This window comes from Bacillus sp. Hm123, from assembly GCF_051842975.2.
Lineage (GTDB): Bacteria > Bacillota > Bacilli > Bacillales > Domibacillaceae > Bacillus_CE.
The window spans coordinates 2967440-2986956 of the sequence record NZ_CM200277.1; the positions used below are offsets into that span (position 1 = coordinate 2967440).

Annotated in this window: 20 protein-coding genes and 1 pseudogene; 9 read left to right on the forward strand and 12 right to left on the reverse strand. The window is 39.6% G+C overall.

Features of this window, described 5'->3' with window-relative positions:
• Nucleotides 1-111 precede the first annotated feature (111 nt).
• A complete protein-coding gene (locus ACSVDJ_RS15630) occupies nt 112-1278 on the reverse strand; it encodes an FtsW/RodA/SpoVE family cell cycle protein (RefSeq protein WP_439167072.1) in 1167 nt (388 codons plus the stop codon).
• A 143-nt stretch (nt 1279-1421) separates the two neighbouring features.
• Entirely contained in the window at nt 1422-2591 is a 1170-nt protein-coding gene (gene chrA, locus ACSVDJ_RS15635; protein WP_439167073.1) for a chromate efflux transporter, read from the reverse strand.
• 161 nt (nt 2592-2752) lie between these two features.
• On the opposite strand from chrA, the gene ACSVDJ_RS15640 reads away from it, so the two are divergent.
• Nucleotides 2753-3067 (forward strand): thioredoxin family protein, encoded by a 315-nt coding sequence (locus ACSVDJ_RS15640; protein ID WP_439167075.1) that lies wholly within the window; start codon nt 2753-2755, stop codon nt 3065-3067.
• Nucleotides 3068-3127: 60 nt separating this feature from the next.
• On the opposite strand, the gene ACSVDJ_RS15645 is transcribed toward ACSVDJ_RS15640, so the two are convergent.
• The gene (locus tag ACSVDJ_RS15645) at nt 3128-3535 is read right to left on the reverse strand and encodes a hypothetical protein (protein WP_439167077.1); all 408 of its coding nucleotides are present in this window, start codon (nt 3533-3535) and stop codon (nt 3128-3130) included.
• A gap of 222 nt (nt 3536-3757) precedes the next feature.
• Here ACSVDJ_RS15645 and ACSVDJ_RS15650 point away from each other — a divergent pair.
• Together ACSVDJ_RS15650 and ACSVDJ_RS15655 are read left to right on the forward strand one after the other, a co-directional pair.
• Nucleotides 3758-4300, forward strand: a pseudogene (locus tag ACSVDJ_RS15650) (protoglobin domain-containing protein); the annotation flags it as partial.
• Between the two features lie 177 nt (nt 4301-4477).
• Nucleotides 4478-5074: a methyl-accepting chemotaxis protein gene (locus ACSVDJ_RS15655; RefSeq protein WP_439167889.1), complete on the forward strand. Its 597-nt coding sequence runs from the start codon at nt 4478-4480 to the stop codon at nt 5072-5074.
• A 59-nt stretch (nt 5075-5133) separates the two neighbouring features.
• On the opposite strand, the gene ACSVDJ_RS15660 is transcribed toward ACSVDJ_RS15655, so the two are convergent.
• Nucleotides 5134-5445 (reverse strand): winged helix-turn-helix transcriptional regulator, encoded by a 312-nt coding sequence (locus ACSVDJ_RS15660; RefSeq protein WP_439167079.1) that lies wholly within the window; start codon nt 5443-5445, stop codon nt 5134-5136.
• A 172-nt stretch (nt 5446-5617) separates the two neighbouring features.
• On the opposite strand from ACSVDJ_RS15660, the gene ACSVDJ_RS15665 reads away from it, so the two are divergent.
• Nucleotides 5618-6214, forward strand: coding sequence for a nitroreductase family protein (locus ACSVDJ_RS15665; RefSeq protein ID WP_439167080.1), 597 nt, complete (start codon nt 5618-5620; stop codon nt 6212-6214).
• 364 nt (nt 6215-6578) lie between these two features.
• Here ACSVDJ_RS15665 and nagB read toward each other — a convergent pair whose 3' ends face one another.
• From nagB to ACSVDJ_RS15685, 4 genes are all read right to left on the reverse strand, one after another.
• A complete protein-coding gene (nagB, locus tag ACSVDJ_RS15670; protein ID WP_439167081.1) occupies nt 6579-7304 on the reverse strand; it encodes a glucosamine-6-phosphate deaminase in 726 nt (241 codons plus the stop codon).
• A gap of 133 nt (nt 7305-7437) precedes the next feature.
• Nucleotides 7438-8409 carry a S66 family peptidase gene (locus tag ACSVDJ_RS15675; RefSeq protein WP_439167890.1) on the reverse strand — a complete coding sequence of 324 codons (972 nt, stop codon included), beginning with the start codon at nt 8407-8409 and terminating at the stop codon, nt 7438-7440.
• Nucleotides 8410-8438: 29 nt separating this feature from the next.
• Nucleotides 8439-8633: a helix-turn-helix domain-containing protein gene (locus tag ACSVDJ_RS15680; protein WP_439167083.1), complete on the reverse strand. Its 195-nt coding sequence runs from the start codon at nt 8631-8633 to the stop codon at nt 8439-8441.
• Nucleotides 8634-8814: 181 nt separating this feature from the next.
• Nucleotides 8815-8961 (reverse strand): hypothetical protein, encoded by a 147-nt coding sequence (locus ACSVDJ_RS15685; RefSeq protein ID WP_439167084.1) that lies wholly within the window; start codon nt 8959-8961, stop codon nt 8815-8817.
• A 201-nt stretch (nt 8962-9162) separates the two neighbouring features.
• Here ACSVDJ_RS15685 and ACSVDJ_RS15690 point away from each other — a divergent pair, with 201 nt between their 5' ends.
• The 4 genes from ACSVDJ_RS15690 (at nt 9163) to ACSVDJ_RS15705 (ending at nt 13334) form a co-directional block, all read left to right on the forward strand.
• Nucleotides 9163-10611, forward strand: coding sequence for a catalase (locus ACSVDJ_RS15690; protein ID WP_439167085.1), 1449 nt, complete (start codon nt 9163-9165; stop codon nt 10609-10611).
• Between the two features lie 177 nt (nt 10612-10788).
• Complete coding sequence (locus ACSVDJ_RS15695; protein WP_439167086.1) at nt 10789-11160, forward strand: hypothetical protein; 372 nt, start codon at nt 10789-10791, stop codon at nt 11158-11160.
• Nucleotides 11161-11236: 76 nt separating this feature from the next.
• Nucleotides 11237-11932: a response regulator transcription factor gene (locus ACSVDJ_RS15700; protein WP_439167087.1), complete on the forward strand. Its 696-nt coding sequence runs from the start codon at nt 11237-11239 to the stop codon at nt 11930-11932.
• Nucleotides 11916-13334: a HAMP domain-containing sensor histidine kinase gene (locus ACSVDJ_RS15705; RefSeq protein WP_439167088.1), complete on the forward strand. Its 1419-nt coding sequence runs from the start codon at nt 11916-11918 to the stop codon at nt 13332-13334. Before ACSVDJ_RS15700 ends, ACSVDJ_RS15705 begins: the two co-directional genes overlap by 17 nt.
• Here the strand turns inward: ACSVDJ_RS15705 and ACSVDJ_RS15710 are convergent.
• On the reverse strand, nt 13310-13474 hold the full coding sequence (locus ACSVDJ_RS15710; protein ID WP_439167089.1) for a DUF1540 domain-containing protein: 165 nt from the start codon (nt 13472-13474) through the stop codon (nt 13310-13312). The two genes, ACSVDJ_RS15705 and ACSVDJ_RS15710, sit on opposite strands and share 25 nt — an antisense overlap.
• Before the next feature lie 126 nt (nt 13475-13600).
• Between ACSVDJ_RS15710 and ACSVDJ_RS15715 the strand changes: the two genes are divergently transcribed.
• A complete protein-coding gene (locus ACSVDJ_RS15715; protein ID WP_439167090.1) occupies nt 13601-15748 on the forward strand; it encodes an MMPL family transporter in 2148 nt (715 codons plus the stop codon).
• A gap of 43 nt (nt 15749-15791) precedes the next feature.
• Here ACSVDJ_RS15715 and ACSVDJ_RS15720 read toward each other — a convergent pair whose 3' ends face one another.
• From ACSVDJ_RS15720 to ACSVDJ_RS15730, 3 genes are all read right to left on the reverse strand, one after another.
• Entirely contained in the window at nt 15792-16784 is a 993-nt protein-coding gene (locus ACSVDJ_RS15720) for a CPBP family intramembrane glutamic endopeptidase (RefSeq protein WP_439167091.1), read from the reverse strand.
• A 299-nt stretch (nt 16785-17083) separates the two neighbouring features.
• The gene (locus tag ACSVDJ_RS15725) at nt 17084-18034 is read right to left on the reverse strand and encodes an ABC transporter permease (RefSeq protein WP_439167092.1); all 951 of its coding nucleotides are present in this window, start codon (nt 18032-18034) and stop codon (nt 17084-17086) included.
• Nucleotides 18031-18954, reverse strand: a complete 924-nt coding sequence (locus ACSVDJ_RS15730; RefSeq protein ID WP_439167093.1) for an ABC transporter ATP-binding protein — start codon at nt 18952-18954, stop codon at nt 18031-18033. The genes ACSVDJ_RS15725 and ACSVDJ_RS15730 overlap by 4 nt, the downstream gene beginning before the upstream one ends.
• Between the last annotated feature and the right edge of the window lie 563 nt (nt 18955-19517).

Genomic DNA, 19517 nt, shown 5'->3' on the forward strand with positions numbered 1-19517 from the left:
TTATTACAAATTCACACCACCTCATTCACATAGAAAAACCCACATAAACCACTCTTAGGAATATGCGGGCATCTCATTAATTCGACAATTATCGGGGAGTGACAGGCACTACTACTCCGACGAGAACATATATCGCCGTTCATTGTAGGTGATGGAGAAGATCAGTCCCATGGCAAACATGACTCCCATGAGAGAACTTCCTCCGTAACTAATGAACGGTAGCGGAATTCCTGTAATTGGCAAAAGCCCAATCGTCATTCCGACATTTTGAAAGACGTGGAAGGTAATCATCGCAATGACACCAGCACACATATACGAATAATAAGGGGTTCTCGTATTTAATGACAATTTCGTCAAGTGATAGACTAACAAAAAGAACAAGCTAACAACAATACTCGCTCCGATAAAGCCAAATTCTTCCCCAATGATACTGAAGATAAAATCCGTGTGACTTTCCGGAAGATACACTTCACGTGTCCCGAAGCCTTTTCCTGCTGTTTGACCAGAGCCGATCGCAAGAAGTGATCTCGTTAAATGGAACCCTGTCGAGCTTTCATAGCTGTATGGATCAAGCCAAGAGTAAATACGACCAAATTGGTACTGCTTCACTCCAAGATATTTCTCCAAAACCATAGGGTGATAGAGTACAAGATAAAAGATACCGACGATAAAAGCGGTAGCTGATCCAAAAAGCGGAAGTAATATTTTCCAAGTGATACCAGAAACAAAGATCATTCCTAAAAGAATCGAAATAAAGACGAGCGATGTTCCGAGATCCTCCTTGATCACTAGTAAGAGAGGACCTAGAGTCACAATACCTAACTTAATCAACAACGTAAAATCTGATTGCACCGTCTTCACAGGATTATTTTGATGATGAGTAACCATGACTCTTGAAAGCGTTAATATTAAAAACGTTTTGACAAACTCAGATGGTTGAATAGACAACGGACCTAATCTAAACCAAGCTTTTGCTCCGTTAATTCGCGGTGCGATATCCTCTGGTGCAAGGATCAAAGCCACAAGCAAAAGCAAACCGAAACCATACAAATACCAGGACATGGCTGACAATTGATCAGAGTCAAACCGAATGACCACAAAAATAATTACCAACCCAATAATGTAATAAACAGTTTGTTTTAACACAAAGTTGCTACTTCCATATTGACCAGTCGTCTGCGCACTGTAAATGGCTACGACACTCACAACAAACATCATTAATATAATTAAGATTAAGCCGAAATCAATTCGGCTAGAATTTTGATTTGGAGAAGTCATCGAACGATTCCTCTTTCTAATAAAATTACGCCTACTACATTATAACCTTATTGCGCAATTTAACAACAGTTAAACGTCCGACAAAAGGCTCCTCCATTCAATCAATATAGCTCTAAACCTTGATCTATCAACCTTTACCGTACTTATCCAAAAAATGTGAACAATAAGCTAATAGCGATTACTCCGAGCACAATTTTCCACACAGGCAGCTTCCAAACAGCAATCGCCGCATACAAGATGAGCACAAAAGCAAGATCAAGCGGCTGCTTGACCGCACTTGTAAAGACCGGATCATAAAGTGCAGCCAATAAAATCCCCACTACCGCACTATTAATGCCAATGAGTGCTGCTTGAAAGTAACTTTTCTTTCGAAGCCAGCCCCAAAATGGTAATGTGCCAATTAGAAGCAAAAAGGATGGCAGAAAAATAGCGACGGTCGCCAGCAATCCACCCGTCACGCCACTAGTGACAGTCCCTAAATAAGAGGAAAGTGTAAACAATGGCCCAGGTACAGCTTGTGCCATCCCATATCCCGCTAAAAAGGCTTCTTCCGTCATCCAGCCTGCAGGAACCACTTCTCTCTCAAGCATCGGCATGACGACATGTCCGCCGCCGAACACGATGGAACCCGCTCGGAAAAAGGTATCGAACATACTATAAAACATATGATTCACGCTTTCTCGACCGAGCGGAAGCAATATGAGCAATCCGAAAAATAAGACCCAAGCTAGAGCGGCACTTTTTTTGCCAATGCCAAAGTCGAAAGAGAGCTCAGACGATATTTGTTGATCCTTATAAATAAAAGCCCCTATGATTCCAGCAATAATAATAATCGCAATTTGTCCAAGTGCTGTCGGATATAAAAGAATGAACATAGCCGCAATGATCGCGATGGTTTTTCTCCCTTTATCCGGTGTCAGCTTACTGCTCATTTGCGAAAGAGCATGTGCCACCACTGCGACAGCCGTAATTTTCAATCCATAAATAATATATTCAGCATCAAAACCAGAATGCTGCAAAAATAACGCAAACAACATTAATACGACAACAGAAGGCATCGTAAAGCCAAACCATGAAAGAAATCCGCCTAGCATTCCACCGCGCAGCATACCAATCGCTATACCGACTTGACTGCTCGCCGGACCAGGTAGAAACTGACAAATCGCAATAATTTCTGCATAACGTTGATCATCTAGCCAACGCTTTTTTCGTATGTATTCCTCTTGAAAATACCCAAGATGGGCTGTCGGTCCCCCAAAGGAAGTGAAGCCCAACTTTAATGACACAAGAAAAATCTCTAAATATCTCCCCATAGTCCCTCCAAAAATGTTATTTCATTTGTTGTTAGTATAAAAAATTGAACGGCCATTTTCAGCATTTTAACAAAAGCTTTACATGATTGAAATCTTTTATTTGTTCCGATGCAAAGATCACGCTACAATAGCAGATGATAGCCATTTGAGGAGGAGTTACAATGCAATTAGTGAAAAGTGTCGAGCAATTCCAACAATTAATTTCCCAGGAAAAGCCCGTTATTATGAAGTTCACTGCTGGCTGGTGTCCAGATTGCCGTCGTATGGATATGTTCATTGATGACATTATCGCTGAATATAACCAATATGACTGGTATGAAATCAATCGAGATGAATTCCCAGAACTAGCTGAAAAATACGACGTCATGGGCATTCCAAGTTTGTTGATTTACCAAAACGGCGAAAAAACAGCTCATCTTCATAGCGCACACGCGAAGTCACCTGAGCAAGTCATCGAATTTCTACAAAGTGTATAAAGTGAAACTTTAATCAGTGGGGGCAGATGTCAGATTTGCCCCCTCACTTCTACCTCACCTTTACTGAGCCTTCATTTTTACTTCTCGTTCTGCTGTTTTATCCTCCACTTTTTTCACTTGCCTCCATTCACTCACAAGAATGCCAAGCGCTCCACCCGCCGCATAGAAAATTGTCGCTAGTTCACTAAAGAGAATGAAGACGACGATCGTGCTTAATACATAGAGAGGCCACGCATACCAAAGAGACATAAATAGATGATCTTCCTTTCTTCCATGTCGGGGAACACCTTGATAGAGAACTAGTTGATAGATCGCTCTTATATAAATAAAAAAACAGCCTCCCCCGATGAACGCTACCCCCACCAACAGCCAGCTCACATAGAAAACTGCAAGAAATGCTGTAAACAAACAGGTCATTATGACAGACATAATATACGGATTGTAAACGAATTCGCTAAGCTTCATCATGCCACACCCCTTTTTTTCTAAAATGTATGTTAGGGACAAGAAGAAAAGACTGTTTGAATGAGAAACCCTGTATATGTAATTTATCATAAAAATCAGAAAATAATTATTTTAACCGATGAAATAGACCTGTTTACTATATGAAATTTCATAGCGTAATCGACTAAAGTACGGTAAACTGATATAAAAACTAGAGGAAGATTGGGCTATACGAGGAGTGGGGAAATGAAATTTTTCAAATCAAGAGTTACTAATGATTCTAATTCTACTAATATATCTAATTTTGCAACAGCAAACGTTAAATTATCGGTAAAACCAAAGTCGGCACTATCCGAACAAATAAAAATGATCGACTTAACAGAGAATGATTTAAAAGCGATCAAGTCCCTTCAACCGCAAGTTGAAGAACACTTAACAGCGGTCATCGATTCCTTTTACGGAAAACTGATGCAACAATCGAACTTAATGAAAATTATTCAAGACAATAGTAGTGTGGAACGCCTAAAAAAAACGTTACGAAGACATCTTCAAGAGCTTTTTAATGCAGAAATCGATGAGGCCTTTCTTCAGAAACGAATCAATATTGCTCATATACATGTCAAGATTGGGTTGACAACTAAATGGTATTTGGCTGCCTTTCAAGATTTACAAAACTCTCTTTTTACTATTATTAGTCATACAAACACTTCTAAGGAAGAACAGATGGTACTCGTTCGTGCCGTTTCAAAGCTATTAAACTTAGAGCAACAACTCGTGATCGAAGCTTATGAACTTGAATTTGAGCGTATTCAATCGTTAGAGAACGAGCGTAAAGATGCCTTAACGAACAAAGTTCATACCGTTTCACAAGAGTTAGCGGCGATTTCTCAAGAAACTTCGGCTTCTTTAAAAGAACTTAGCTCACAAGCTGATTCTATTTTGCAGTTAGCGAAAGAAGGGATGTCAATGGCCGATGAATCCGCTAATCATTCTCTCGAAGGTCAAAACCAGTTGAAAGAACAAGGACAAAAGCTATCTGAAATTCAAAAAGCAGTCACAGACATCCAAACATTCTCAACAGAATTAAACGACATTGCTTCAAGCATTACCGAAGTCATTACCATTGTAGGAAACATTGCTGGTCAAACAAACTTACTGGCACTGAATGCATCGATTGAAGCAGCACGCGCCGGAGAATACGGAAAAGGCTTTGCGGTGGTAGCAGAAGAAATTCGTAAATTATCCGATCAAACAAAAACATCGACTTCGAGCGTGTCCGACCATATTTTAAAAACAAATGCGCTAATCGGGCAAGTAAGCCAATCAGTAGAAACAGTCAACAGCCTTGTCCATAAAGGGATTCAAAGCATGACAGCGACCGCTGATGATTTCAACCAACTACTCGAACTAATTAGCGGCACAAAGGAACAAAACCACTACATCGAAAACCAGCTGCAACAGCTGTCTAGCATTATTACAGAAATTGAACATGCATCAAAAGAAGTTGCATACTCGGCTGTCAAATTAAATGATTCTACCGAGCAATATCTCCATTCTAACTAAACATAAAAAAGGATGTCCTCTTCGTGCGGACATCCTTTTTATGTTTTCTTTTTCCCCACTTACAACTCCACCCATTGATGGGCCCATCTCTCCAGTTCTTTCACACTCGCCTCAAGTGCCCGCCCCTTCTCTGTTAATTCATATTCCACACGAACAGGCACCTCAGGATAGACTTGGCGTGTGACTAACCCCTCTTCTTCCATTTCTTTCAACCGATCTGTTAATAATTTCCCGCTAATAGGGAAACCTGATTTTATCTCTGAAAATCGTTGAGGTCCCATCAACAACTGATTAATAATCAATCCTGTCCAACGCTTTCCCATCATCTGCATGGCTTTTTCAAACTTCGGACAAAGTTGAACGTCTTTCATTTCTTTCACCTCTTTATGTCATCATTATACTCCTTTTTTCTTGAAAAAGATATCTTTACACTTTTTAAAACAAAGTTACTTGACTTTAATATTTTATAATTTTATACTAAGTTACGAAAGGTAACAAAAATAATTATTAAAAATATAACTAACAGAAAAGAGGAAAAAAATCATGACTAATTTTTATTCAGCTGTAGAAACAAGACGTTCGATTTATGCGATTAGTAAAGAGCAAACGGTATCAGACGAAAGAATACAAGAAGTAGTTGAATTCGCCGTCAAACATGCGCCTACTGCTTTCAACTCACAAAGTGGCCGTGCGATCGTCCTTCTCGGTCAACAACATGATGAACTTTGGGACTTGACAAAAGATACGTTAAGAGAAATAGTTCCTGCTGACCGATTTGGCCCAACAGAAGAGAAAATGGAAATGTTCAAAGCTGGTTATGGTACCGTTCTTTTCTTTGAAGATGAAACAGTAGTCAAAGGGCTACAAGAAAGCTTCCCAACTTACGCGGACAACTTCCCACTTTGGTCGATGCAATCTTCAGGCATGCTGCAATACATCGTGTGGACAGCGTTAGAACAAGAAGGCTTCGGCGCCACACTTCAACATTACAATCCACTCATCGATGAAAAAGTCCGCACAAAATGGAACGTGCCTGGAAACTGGAAGCTAATGTCTCAAATGCCATTTGGAAAACCAGCGGCTCCTGCTGGCGATAAAGAATTCCAACCAATTGACGAACGCGTAAAAGTGTTTAAATAAGGACAAATGAGGCTGGTTCCGAAATAGGAACCAGCCGTGTTTGTTGATTGTTGTGGCAGCTTTCTTCGACTTTGATGACGATTTCTTTGATCTTGGATAGCCTTCTTCGACCTTGAATTGCTTTCTTCTACTTTAGCTACATTTTCTTCAACCTTCGTTAGCTTTCTTCTACTTTAGCTACACTTTCTTCAACCTTCATTAGCTTTCTTCTACTTTAGCTACACTTTCTTCAACCTTCGTTAGCTTTCTTCTACTTTAGCTACACTTTCTTCAACCTTCATTAGCTTTCTTCGACTTTAGCAATATTTTCCTCACTCAAAAAAGCTGCCGAGAATTTCTCCTCGACAGCTTACATACGCTCTATTTATTTGCCATTTAAAGCCGCTTCGTCAACGATGATCGTTACATTCGGGTGTTGATGCAGGCAGGAAGCTGGAAACTCCTCAGTTACTTCTCCTAATAACAGGTTAGAGATCGCTTCTACTTTGGCCGCGCCTGATGCTAGCAATACAATTTCCTTCGCACTCATAATCGTTTGAATTCCCATCGTAATCGCTTGAGTTGGCACTTCTTCTAAACTGTTAAAAAAGCGAGCATTCGCTTCTCTCGTTGACTCATCCAATTCAATGGTATGTGTCAATGAATCAAATGGTGTGCCAGGTTCATTGAAGCCAATATGTCCATTGCCGCCGATGCCTAGCACCTGTACATCTATACCACCTGCTTCATGAATCAACGCCTCATACGCTGTACATTCGGCTGATAAATCCGCTTTTTCTCCACTCGGTAAATGAACATTTTCAGCTAGCACATCAATATGGTCAAATAAATGCTTCTTCATGAAAGCGTAATAGCTATTGTGATCTTCTTTTGGCAAACCGATGTATTCATCTAGATTAAATGTTGTCACTTGTTGATAAGTCGTTCCATTTGCTTCATGGTCTTCGATTAAGTTTTTATATAGTCCTTCGGGCGTGCTCCCAGTCGCTAAGCCTAGTACAAGTTTTGGATTCTTTTTCACTTGAGCAATGATGATTTCTGCAGCTGTTTGACTTATTTCCTGATAATCTTTTACCTTAATAATCTTCACTTTGCTTGTCCCCTTCTACCTACGACCGTTCAGTGATCGACCGACATTTTATCATTTTCTTTCATTTTCCATTTTATAAAAAGAATAGCACGTATTTTATTTAGTTGTCTATACCATTCCACACAGCTTCACTTTAACTAATCCAAATCTCGGTCTTCCCGTTTTCAGCTACGACTTCAGCAAAGCCGCCGATAGGTAAAGTAGCGAGCGGGTCGGTGTGGCCGAAATCAAGGTTAGCAATTACCGGAATATGTGCGAGCTCCGGCTTATTTTTCAACAAAGTAACGAGCGCCGCTTCCGTCACATTCGACTCTTTTTGGAAGCGGCCGATTAAGACGGCCTTCAAGTGCTTCGCATCCGGCAAGTGTAGCAATGATTGCAGTTGTCGATCAAACGTCATTAAATGGGATTCACTATCGTCTTCAATAAAGAGTACCCCATCTTTCAACGATGGCATAAATTCCGTTCCTTGCAACAAATTGATTGTGCATAAGTTGCCTCCAACTAGACGTCCTTCCGCTTTGCCCTCCGTCACAATTACCGGGCCACGATTCGGATAATAGGTGCGCTGATCTTGTTCTAAATACCATTTATCATCGCTCCATTGGTCAGACGGTTCGAGCTCAAACGGCGCATCATTCGTTAAGGCAGTGAGCATTCCTTGCACGACATAATCAGATAAATGCTTCATGCCGAACGTTGAAAAATGCGGGCCTGAATATGTAATGAGCCCTGTTTTAGCATACATCGCTAATTGCAGAGCCGTTATATCACTATAGCCACATACTATTTTGGGATTGGCTTTAATCAGTTCATAGTCAATATGCGCTAAAAGCTGATTGACATTATAGCCACCAATTGCGGTAAAAATTGCTTTCACATTCGGGTCGCGAAACGCGTCATGCAAGTCTTCCAGTCGATTTTCCACCGACGTCGAAAAAAACATATCATGCTCATCGACATGACGACCGAACGACACACGAAAGCCAAAACTCTCTAAGCGCTCGGTCGCTAGCTTCACTTGTTCCCCTTTCACTAACGCCATGTTTGTTGACGGGGCAACAATTCGCACTTCATCTCCAGGCTGTAAACGCACAGGTTGCATCACATTTTTCCTCCCTTATTTGCCTGCTTTCACCAATCGAGCTTGCCAATCGATTTCAGAGATTTCAAGGACAGCAAAAGCTGAAAAGTTGCTTCTGCATCTCGCAAGCTCACATCTAGCATTTGATCAATTTTGCTCATTCGATAGCGTAAACCACTGACTGACAAAGCCAGCTCGTCCGCCGTTGCCTCCAAATTTCCGCCATTGAGCAAAAAAATATACAACGTATTTAATAGCTCGATTTTTTTCTCATCCAGTGTATCATATAATTTTCCAAGCGTATATTTCGCAATTTTCTCGACAGCCGCTTCATTGTTGCTGGGTTCTACCCTTCACGCTCCTTGAAGAAAGGAACTTCTCTCGAATTATGTTAAACACAAAAAAACGACCCAACGGCCGCCATGTTCAAACTTTATGTAGGTCCTCTTTATACATTTCTTGCATTCTCTCTTTAATGATGTGCATTACTTGCTCCACTTTGCTGTCGTCTCGATGCCCTTCTTCAATCGCCTCTTGCATCAGCAGCAACAATTGTTTCTGTTCTTGCACCATGTTTCACTACCTCAATCATTGGTTTATTTATTTCTATTTACTGACAGCTATATCATACAACAAAACGGATCACCTTCCAAGCATTTGTATTATGAATGGCTTTTTATTGTTACATCAATCTCTGTAATCAATTACTTTTTATTTGACAAAAAGGAAAATAACTATTAAATTATAATTATTATTAAAAAGGAGTGACTTTCATTGAAGAAACAATTTACAACGAATCAAGGAACGCCTGTAGCTGATAATCAAAACTCCAAAACAGCTGGACGCCGAGGCTCTACTTTATTAGAAGACTATCAATTAATTGAAAAATTAGCTCATTTTGATCGCGAGCGCATTCCTGAGCGTGTCGTTCACGCACGAGGCGCAGGAGCTCACGGAGTCTTCGTCGTGAAAAATAGTATGAAAAAATATACGAAAGCTGCCTTTTTGCAAGAAGAAGGATTAGCGACACCTGTATTCACTCGATTTTCTACAGTTATTCATGGCAAACATTCGCCAGAAACAGCTCGTGACCCACGTGGATTCTCGGTGAAATTTTACACAGAAGAAGGAAACTATGATTTCGTCGGTAATAATCTTCCTATCTTTTTTATTCGTGATGCGATTAAATTCCCTGATGTCATTCATTCATTAAAGCCCGATCCAGCAACGAATATTCAGCACCCTGAACGTTCTTGGGACTTTATGTCATTGTCACCGGAAACAACGAATATGCTCATTCACCTATTTACTGATGAGGGCATTCCAGCAAACTATCGCCAAATGCGCGGCTCAAGCGTGCACGCATTTAAATGGTTTAATGAAGAAGGAAAAACTGTTTACGTAAAATTACGTTGGCAACCGAAAGAAGGTATTAAAAACCTTTCCATTGAAGAAGCGGCAACTATTCAAGGAAAAGACTTTAACCATGCGACGCGTGATTTATATGAAGCCATTGAAAGCGGCAATTACCCAGAATGGGATTTATATGTGCAAGTGCTAGATCCTATGGATATGGACAAATTTGACTTTGATCCATTAGATGCGACGAAGGATTGGTTAGAAGAAGACATTCCATCAGAGTTAGTTGGTACGATGACGTTAAATCAAAATCCTGAAGACTTTTTCTCTGAAGTAGAATCGGTAGGCTTTAATCCAGGCGTGCTTGTACCAGGGATGCTCCCTTCTGAAGATAAATTATTACAAGGTCGTCTTTTCTCGTATTCAGACACACAACGCCACCGCTTAGGGTCGAACTATTTGCAGTTAAACATTAATTCTCCGAAAAAGGATGTTCATAATTATCAGCGCGACGGCTATATGCCAGTGAAGCAACAAACGAACCGAATTAACTATGAGCCAAATAGTTATGAAAACACACCGAAAGAAGCCCACCAGTATGAAGAACCGTTACAACCAATGGAAGGCATGGCTGGGCGACAAGCGATTGAAAAAACGAATGAGTTTGGACAAGCAGGTCGCATTTATCGCAGCTATGATCAAGCAACTAAAGAGACGCTTATTAAAAATATTCTCAATGACTTCAAGCAAATTAAGAATCGTGACATCGTGACACGCGTCATTTCTCATTTCTACCAAGCAGATGAGCAGTTAGGAAAAACGTTAGCTGAACAAGCGAATGTCGAGCTCGTCGTCCATAAATAATCATTAGCGGCAGAGGATACTTTCTTCCTCTGCCTATTTTTTTGTTAATTTTATGAAAGAAATTCGCTAAAAAATTAATAATTTTTTTCTCATTTGACATTGTACTGACACATTGTTCCTGTAAAGTATAGTTATCAGGTAATGATTTTTGTCTATCCGTATAGGAGGAATAAATAAATGAAGAAAAAAACGATGTCTTATGTGATGAGCGGAGCCCTTTCCATTAGCATTCTAGGATCGGCTCATACAATTGTAGCGGCAGAAGGACCGGCAACTAGCGTAACTAAGACGGAGGCTTCTTCTTTGAAGTATAAAGAGGGTTTACAAATTAAGCCAATAAGAGACTTTTCAGATATTGTTTATGAGCAAGCAGAGCAGTTTGGGATTGATACAAAAGGAAAAAACTTTGAAGCGGTAGCAAAAGAGGTCCGCGAAGCGAAAATGAAACAGCAAGCGGAAGCGTACGGCATTTCTCATACAGATAAAGATTATCAAACATTAACACAAGAAGTTCGCCAAGCCCAGCAACAAGCAAAGGCTATGCGCTAATATTTTTTTAGAGGCTGTCGGATTGGCAGCTTCTTTATGTTTTTTTATATAATAAAGAGAAAAAGGGGTGGGGCTGATGACAGCAACGATTTTAGTAGCAGAAGATGAACCGGCAATCAGCCAAGTGTTAAAGGCGTATTTGCTCAAAGGTGGCTTTCAAGTCGTGCAAGCATTTGATGGAGAAGCAGCCATCGAACAGTTCCAAGCGGAGCAGCCAGCACTCGTCTTACTCGATGTGATGATGCCAAAAACGGACGGATGGACCGTGTTAAAAACGATTCGAGAGTCGAGTTCTTGTCCTGTCATTATGCTAACGGCTCTTGGCGATGTCAATTATCGACTATCCGGCTTAAATGGCGGCGCCGATGATTATATTGCGAAGCCCTTTAACGGCGAGGAAGTTGTCGCACGAGTGAAGGCGGTGTTACGAAGAAGCGGTGAGGAGCCGACACCTTCTTCTGCGACAAGCTATGGCTGTTTAACGATCGACCGTACGGCTCATCGGGTGACGATTAAGGAGGAAGAGATTTCGTTACCTCCACGCGACTTATCGGTTTTGTTCTTTCTTGCTTCCCAGCCAAATCGCACGTTTACTCGCGAGCAGCTCATTGAACACGTATGGGGACAGGATTATGATGGCAGTGATCGAGCGGTGGATCTCTCTATTAAGCGGTTGCGAAAATCGTTAAAAGATTGGCCGAAAGCAGAAGGAGAAATTAAAACTTTGAGAGGGTTAGGGTATCAATTTTGTATTTATGAAAAAGACGAATAGAATTTCTTTACTTAAATATTGGACGACCCGCTATGTAGCAACGTTAGTCCTCGGCTTGATCGTCGTCACGATCCTTTCTGTTGCTTGGATTCAGCATACGATTTTAGAAAATCGTTTAGAAATCTCTGAATTCATTGCCGAGGAGTTAGCTAACCGTATTGCGGGTAGCCAACAGCCGAACACTTCTCCTTCTATCGATAAAAATATGTTGAAAAGCCGCGACCAATTTTTACAATCTGAGCGTCCGCCAGCGATTTATATTGCCGATGCCGCTGGTCAAGTATTGTCTACGAATCAATCCGATGGCCCATACAGTTTAGACCACTTCCCCACCGATCTGTTACAAAAAAAGAGAGATGTGCTGAAGTATCCGACGGGGACGGAGGAAGCGCGTATTTGGATGATTAAAAAGCCGATTAAAGTGGATGATGTCGTGTTCGGCTGGGTCATCATGCTACAGCCGGAAAACGAACTCGGAAATGTCACTGACGAGTATCGCTTGTTAGCCATTTTGATCGTTAGCCTTGGACTATTTGGCTGGGCGGCGATTTATATTTTATCGCGCAGGCTGTCTAAACCGATCAGTCAAGTAGCCGAAGCCGCCAAACAAATTCAAGAGGGAAACTACGACGTGCGTCTTCCTGAGCATACGAAAGAGCAGGAAGTGTATGATTTAGTCTATTCATTTAAAGAAATGGCGCAAAAGCTACAGCAGCTAGAAGCGTTGCGCGCGGAGCTGTTAGCCGGTGTCACCCATGAATTAAAAACGCCTGTCACATCGATTAGCGGTTTACTCCAAGCCGTCAAAGATGGAGTTGTCACTGGGGATGAAGCCGACGAATTTCTGAGCGTATCCTTGAAAGAAACAGCCAAAATGCAAAAAATGATTAATGATTTATTAGAATTTAACTCTTTTACAGCGAATGCTTTGCCCGTTGCCATGGAAGAACATCACGTCAACGAGCTAATGACTGATATGGTGCATCAATGGAAAATAGGGCAAGACCTAGATTCGATCACTGTCGAGTTGACGACACTACCGACCGACCGAATCATTTACACCGACCTTGTTCGACTACAGCAAATTATCGTCAACTTGCTCAACAACGCTAAACACGCCGTCGAAGCAGATGGTCGAATTGAGCTTACATTGACGGAAGAAAATCAACTCTTGCTAATCGAAGTAAAAGACAACGGCTTAGGCATTCCAAAAGCCGAACAAGAACTAGTATTCGAACGATTTTACCGCGGCGATAATAAAAAATATAAAATCCGCGGCCTCGGTCTCGGCCTTCCCTTTAGTAAACTGCTAGCCAACGCCCTCGATGGCGACTTAATCTTAAAAGAAAGCTCTAGCTTCGGTACTACCTTTATTATTCAATTGCCGCTGAGTCGAGAGTAAAAGCAAAACCCCAGTTGCCGTGATGGTAACTGGGGTTTTGCTTTGGGTGCGGATCGTTCCAGTCCATACGCCGCTGAACATTCATTTCCTTGCGCCCAAAAAGTACAGTTATTTACTTCACAGAGAACGTCTTTTGCCAAAGGAATTCATCCACCTGCAGAAAATGCCATTCTTTTATTTCTCAAAAGAAACTTCCTATCGTATGATTAAAAGAAACAACAACATTTAACATCGACGACATCCCCTAAATAGATTGGAGGAATTTTATGAACAACCTAGCGTCTTTCATCGTTCGTACTCATAAGTGGCTGCTCGCGCTATGGCTCATTTTTTTCATAGTGATGGGGTATTTCGCCATTCAGCTCCCTTCTTTACTTGAAGGAGACGGGTTCCGAACGGATGGAGAATATGAACAAGTACAAAAGGAATTAAACGAAACATTCGATTTTCCAGAGTCCACTTTACTGCTTTTATTTGAAAAACAAGCAAGCAAATCGAATGACGACTTTCGGACAACGATCGATGATGCATTGACAGCCATTGAGAAGCAAAACACAACTACAAAGATTCAATCGCCGTTAACAGATCAGACACTCATGAAAGCGGACACCGCTTATGCCGTCCTCCATTATGATGAAAAGCTAGAGGATATGTCAGACATTATTAAAGACGTCAAAAAGGTAGCCGATGATCAAGCTGGCGTCACTGTTACTGGCTCTCCAGTTCTGTCAGAGGACATTAACAAAGCGAGTCAAGATGATTTAAAACGAGCGGAATTGATCGGCCTTCCGGTAGCACTTCTCGTTTTACTATTTGCTTTCGGCACAGTCGTAGCATCGATGTTGCCGCTCGTTGTCGGGGCGATTACGATTATTATCGGCTTCGGCTTACTGACATTTATCGGACAGGAAATTAAACTATCCATTTTTATTTTAAATATCGCTCCGATGATTGGGTTGGCGCTTTCGATTGATTTCTCACTGTTATTCATTAATCGTTATAAAGAAGAACTAGAGAAACAATCGAAAGCAGAAGCACTGATCACGACGATTCAAACAGCCGGCCGCTCAATTATTTTCTCTGCCGTTTGTGTATTTATCGGGCTTGGTGCGATGCTTGTCATCGAAGTCGATATTTTCAAAAACGTGGCGATTGGTGGCATGGTCGTCATTGCAGTTGCGGTACTCGGATCATTAACACTGTTGCCAGCGATACTGTATATGCTTGGCGACCGGATTCATAAGTGGCGCCTCGTTCGCACTGATCGTGATAGCCGTGCTCGTTGGCGGACATTTGCCGGAGCTGTCATGAAGCGCCCTGTTCTCATTACGCTTGTGGCAATGGTAATTTTAATTATTGGTATCCTTCCCGTCCAACATATGCGACTAGCAATTCCGACGACCGATTCATTACCAAAGCATTTCGAGTCACGCATCGCTTATGAAAAAATTGAAGAGACATTTATGCAAGAAAACAAAAGCACGATTTATGCCGTTGCAGAGCGTCCAGATGGCTGGCTAAATGAAGCTGGATTGGAAGAGATGAAAAAACTGCAAGACACGTTCAGCAAAGAAAAAAAAGTGACTGACATCGATACATTGTTTGCTACAAGCCAAATCGATGATCCTGCTCAACTAGCGGCTGCCCTTGAACAACCGCAAATGCGCCAACAGCTCGAACCAGCGATTGAACCATTCGTTCAAGAAGAAAAATTACTAATCCCTGTTCATCTAAATGTAGAGGGAAGTTCAAAGAAAGCTCAATCACTCGCTCGCACTTGGAGTGAAAAAGAATGGCCAGTTGACATCCAATTTGGCGGTCAACCAAAGTTTAACCAAGAAATTTACGACGAGATTTACGACAAAATCGGACTCGCCGTCGCGATCATTTTAATCTCAACGTTTATCATTTTGATGCTCGCCTTCCGCTCGATCATTATTCCGCTCAAAGCGATCATGATGAATGTCGTTGGTTTAACATCCACATTCGGCATTCTCGTCTGGATCTTCCAAGGCGGACACTTCGGATTGCCAGAAATGGATATTTCCTTAATTTTACCTGTGCTTGTATTCAGCCTCGTCTTTGGCTTAAGCATGGATTACGAAGTATTTTTAATTTCACGCATTCGCGAATTTTACTTAAAAACAAGTGACAATACCGCGGCGACCGTAGAAGGATTGGCGAACACAAGCAAAGTCATTACCGCTGCCGCACTGATTATGATTGTGATCACGGGAGCATTTGCTTTTACCGGCGTCGCACCAGTCAAGCAAATCGGGATCGGCATTGCGATTGCGATCGCCATTGACGCCACAATCATCCGCTTACTGCTCGTACCAAGCTTAATGAAGCTATTAGGTGATTGGAACTGGTGGTATCCGTTTGGAGGACGAAGAAAAGAGAAAAGCTTATAAGATGAAAAGGAGTCGGAAATGAAACATTTCCGACTTCTTGCTTTTAAACATTTACTTCACTTTTCATTTCGTCACTAGTGGATAATGGCAGAAACCCGGAGTTTATCCAAAGACAAATAATAAAATTGTAAAGTGCATGAGCAAGAATTGGAGCCCAAATTGTCTCTGACTGCACATAGATAACTGTAAACACTATGCTCAAAACAAATATTACCAGATTTAAAAAATGACTGTTTTTATATTGTGGCAAATGAATCATCATGAAAAGAATGCTAATAACTAAAATGGAAACAAAAGGATAAAAATAAAGAGTTAACAATCCGAAGAGTGCTCCCCGAAATAACAGCTCCTCAGATATCCCTGAACCTATAGAAACCACAATAGGCCCCCATGGTTTTTTTAATAACTGAATCACCCCTTTTGTATTACTGTTGACAGGGAAATCTATCTTCCTAATCTTCACACCCAAAAATACCATTAATAATGGGATGGTAGCACCTATAACTCCGAAAAACAGGACTTTTGAATCAAATAGAGGCTGCATATAAATTTCCGGGCTTAAAAAATAATAGATAATGATCATTGCAACGATAAGGTTAAATGCGAACCCTATAATTGTCTGCAGAAGAATATCCATATCGGAACTCTCTGAAGCTTTTACTTTTAAGTCACTCTTTTGTGCCTCTACTAATTTACTCCTATTTTCTCTCTGAAACAAAATTTTAATGAGCAAATTGATACAGATCATAATCATGAAAGTAAACAGCCAAGTAACACTCTTCTCATGAACAAAGAAGACTAGAGCCGAGCTTATTATAGGAACAACCCCAACAACTATATTTAGTACTACTAATACTAAATTTTCTGTTTTAGCAGCTACTCTTTCTAGTTCAGCTTGTTCATTGATGAACATATAAAGGAACCATATCGTCAAAAGCAAATAAAAATAGTTATATGGGAAACTTTCTTTCCAAAAAAGATAAAAACAAATTGGTGAAGCAATTAAGAATACATATTTTCCGATTTTATATTTCATTATGTAAGTTTCTCTTTTTTTTATTATCAATTAAGTGACAGTCCACAAACAAAATGAGCATACATATTATCAAAATAACGGCATCGATATTTATATATGCGCCATTGATCAAAGAGTATAAGAGAGAAAAGATTCCATATAATAAACCGAATCCAGTAATTCTCTTTACTATTTTCCTATTTTTTGCGCTCTGTTTATACATATGTTATTCCTCCATTTTAAGGCCCTTGCCGCCAAACTATTCATAACTCTCACCTTTTCTCGGCATCATGTAAACAATGCTTAATACTGCTAAAAACTTAAATAAGCATACCTTTTTTAGTAAATCTCGCAAACGCCAAACATGAAGCGATAAACGCAGTCATGACCATAACTATTAAAGATAATGACAATGAAGTATTTTGAGCAGAAAATTCTCCTGTAATATGTGAAGCAAGGTCTAAGTTTAATACAAAGAAATACTTTAAAAAATCTAGTTGGCTTTGTAAATTAGCTAGCAATCCACCAAAAAGAATAATAGAGATTGATAAACTTACAGTCGTTGCAACTGATTCAAACAAAATTGATACTAGTATAAATACACTAATTAAAGTAAGGATCGTAATAATATTAAGAGCAAGTCCATACATCATATACTCCCAAAGTGGAATAGCTTTGAAGTTCTCATCCCCTACTACTATTAAATCGTTCCAACTCCCCAAACCATAAAAAGGGATTGATGTAAAATATGTTAATAAATCCGATAATAACATAGCCCCTATCGATATAATTAAGGCTGCGCTATACTTAGCAATTAAGATACCTTTCCTGCCTATTGGTCTTACCAACATAGATTTCATAGTTCCATTTGAAGTCTCTCCAGATACTATATCCGCTGTGATAATAGCAATAAGTAAAGGAAGTATCAGTTTAATGAATATACCTTCTACACTAGAGGTCGTCATTCCTGATGCACCTTGATGTTCGGGATTAATGTTATTTTCCAAATGAAATGTAAGCTTGTTTTTTTGATTTAAAAGTTCAATATATTCTTGTGAGCTCTTGTTTTCAATCGTACTTAGATGATTTTCAATATTTACTATACCTTCTTTGGTAGATCCCTTCCAATCCATACTACTTCCAGTATCTTTGTCAAAAAAATTGATCGTAATCATTAGTGCAGAAAAAAATAAAATAATCCCTATAATTGCATGCATGCGCTTTTTCCAATAAAGTTTTTCTAATTCATTTTTTATTGCGCCAATGATCATTTATTAACCTCCTGAGTTACAGAAATAAAATAATCCTCTAGAGAAGATTCTTTTTGGTTTATTAAATAGACCCCTACACCATTTTTGTAAAGTTCATTTATTAAATGTGGGATCTCTCCTTTTCTACCTTGAACAATCAAATAATCCTCATATGGATGGACAGTGATATTTTTACTTTTAATTAAATCATACGCGATATTTACATTTTCTTTATCTACCGTTAACTTGAATTCGGAATGATTCTGTTGTATTAATTCATCCACCAGCCCTGAAACCACTTGTTTACCTTTGTTAATGATAAGAACGTGGTCACACAAATTCTCTATTTCACTCAATAAATGGGAAGATAAAAAAATAGTGATTTGATGCTCATAAGCCAGATTTTTAATTAATATTCGCATATCTTTTATTCCAGATGGGTCCATTCCGTTCGTAGGTTCATCAAGAATTAATATTTTGGGAGAAGATATTAAAGATTGAGCAATCGCCAACCTTTGCTTCATTCCCAATGAATAGCTTTTAACCTTATCGTGTATTCTATCCGTCAATTCTACGGTTTCAACGCACCACTTTATGTATTCCATATCTGGAGGAGTGTCTAACAATCTGACACTTTGGATAAGGTTTTGCCACCCAGTCATATAATTGAATAACGAAGGATGTTCAACAATTGCCCCTAAATTTTGCATAGCTTGACTAAATTCTTTTTGAACATCATATCCCATAATTTGTACCGACCCCATTGTCGGCTGAATCATGCCTGTCATCATTCGAATCGTCGTAGTTTTTCCTGAACCATTGGGACCTAAAAATCCAAAAATCTGCCCCTTTTTCACTGAAAATGAAAGATTTTGTATAATTTTTCTACCGTCGATTTCTTTAACTAAATCTTTTACTACCAGTATTTCATCTGAATTCATAACTCTATCCCCCATACTTATCCACACATTTGTAAAACGGGCTCTCTTCTTTAATCTTAATATATGTTTACTAAAAAACTTTTTTCGTATTGAAATAGTCTTTTTTTCAGTCTTTAACGTCCTTTTTTAAATTAGTTATCACCATTTATTGACGTTCACGATGCTATATACCGAACTTCAAGAATACTTGCTACACTGCTCAAAGAGAGGAAGTAGATTGGAACAACCAAAACAGCCAATTATTAATGAAGAACACCGACTGTACTTAAGAAAACAAGCACACATCCAGTAATAAGTAACAAAAATGATCATGCTTAGTATATTAAGATTACAAACATTAATTTAATCGAACTTTATTTTAAAGCTACAAGATCAACTAAAAATGAATAGAACAAACACATTATGCAAATTAAATGATAAGTAGAAATAAACTATGAATACGAATTTTATCAGAAAACTGATATTTATTAATACGGAATTAAGATGGAATTAACGGTTATTACTGTTTTTTGAACTTTTACGAACAAAATAAGAAATATTTTACATATCACTATATACTAAAC

Excerpts from the sequence above, each read along its gene's own strand:
- ACSVDJ_RS15715 (WP_439167090.1), top strand. The coding sequence starts at position 13,601 with ATGAACAACCTAGCGTCTTTCATCGTTCGTACTCATAAGTGGCTGCTC.
- ACSVDJ_RS15700 (WP_439167087.1), top strand. The coding sequence starts at position 11,237 with ATGACAGCAACGATTTTAGTAGCAGAAGATGAACCGGCAATCAGCCAA.
- ACSVDJ_RS15725 (WP_439167092.1), bottom strand. The coding sequence starts at position 18,034 with ATGATCATTGGCGCAATAAAAAATGAATTAGAAAAACTTTATTGGAAA.
- ACSVDJ_RS15640 (WP_439167075.1), top strand. The coding sequence starts at position 2,753 with ATGCAATTAGTGAAAAGTGTCGAGCAATTCCAACAATTAATTTCCCAG.
- ACSVDJ_RS15645 (WP_439167077.1), bottom strand. The coding sequence starts at position 3,535 with ATGATGAAGCTTAGCGAATTCGTTTACAATCCGTATATTATGTCTGTC.
- chrA (WP_439167073.1), bottom strand. The coding sequence starts at position 2,591 with ATGGGGAGATATTTAGAGATTTTTCTTGTGTCATTAAAGTTGGGCTTC.
- ACSVDJ_RS15660 (WP_439167079.1), bottom strand. The coding sequence starts at position 5,445 with ATGAAAGACGTTCAACTTTGTCCGAAGTTTGAAAAAGCCATGCAGATG.
- ACSVDJ_RS15685 (WP_439167084.1), bottom strand. The coding sequence starts at position 8,961 with ATGGTGCAAGAACAGAAACAATTGTTGCTGCTGATGCAAGAGGCGATT.
- ACSVDJ_RS15630 (WP_439167072.1), bottom strand. The coding sequence starts at position 1,278 with ATGACTTCTCCAAATCAAAATTCTAGCCGAATTGATTTCGGCTTAATC.
- ACSVDJ_RS15665 (WP_439167080.1), top strand. The coding sequence starts at position 5,618 with ATGACTAATTTTTATTCAGCTGTAGAAACAAGACGTTCGATTTATGCG.
- ACSVDJ_RS15695 (WP_439167086.1), top strand. The coding sequence starts at position 10,789 with ATGAAGAAAAAAACGATGTCTTATGTGATGAGCGGAGCCCTTTCCATT.
- ACSVDJ_RS15705 (WP_439167088.1), top strand. The coding sequence starts at position 11,916 with ATGAAAAAGACGAATAGAATTTCTTTACTTAAATATTGGACGACCCGC.
- ACSVDJ_RS15730 (WP_439167093.1), bottom strand. The coding sequence starts at position 18,954 with ATGAATTCAGATGAAATACTGGTAGTAAAAGATTTAGTTAAAGAAATC.
- ACSVDJ_RS15655 (WP_439167889.1), top strand. The coding sequence starts at position 4,478 with ATGGCCGATGAATCCGCTAATCATTCTCTCGAAGGTCAAAACCAGTTG.
- ACSVDJ_RS15675 (WP_439167890.1), bottom strand. The coding sequence starts at position 8,409 with ATGCAACCTGTGCGTTTACAGCCTGGAGATGAAGTGCGAATTGTTGCC.
- ACSVDJ_RS15720 (WP_439167091.1), bottom strand. The coding sequence starts at position 16,784 with ATGAAATATAAAATCGGAAAATATGTATTCTTAATTGCTTCACCAATT.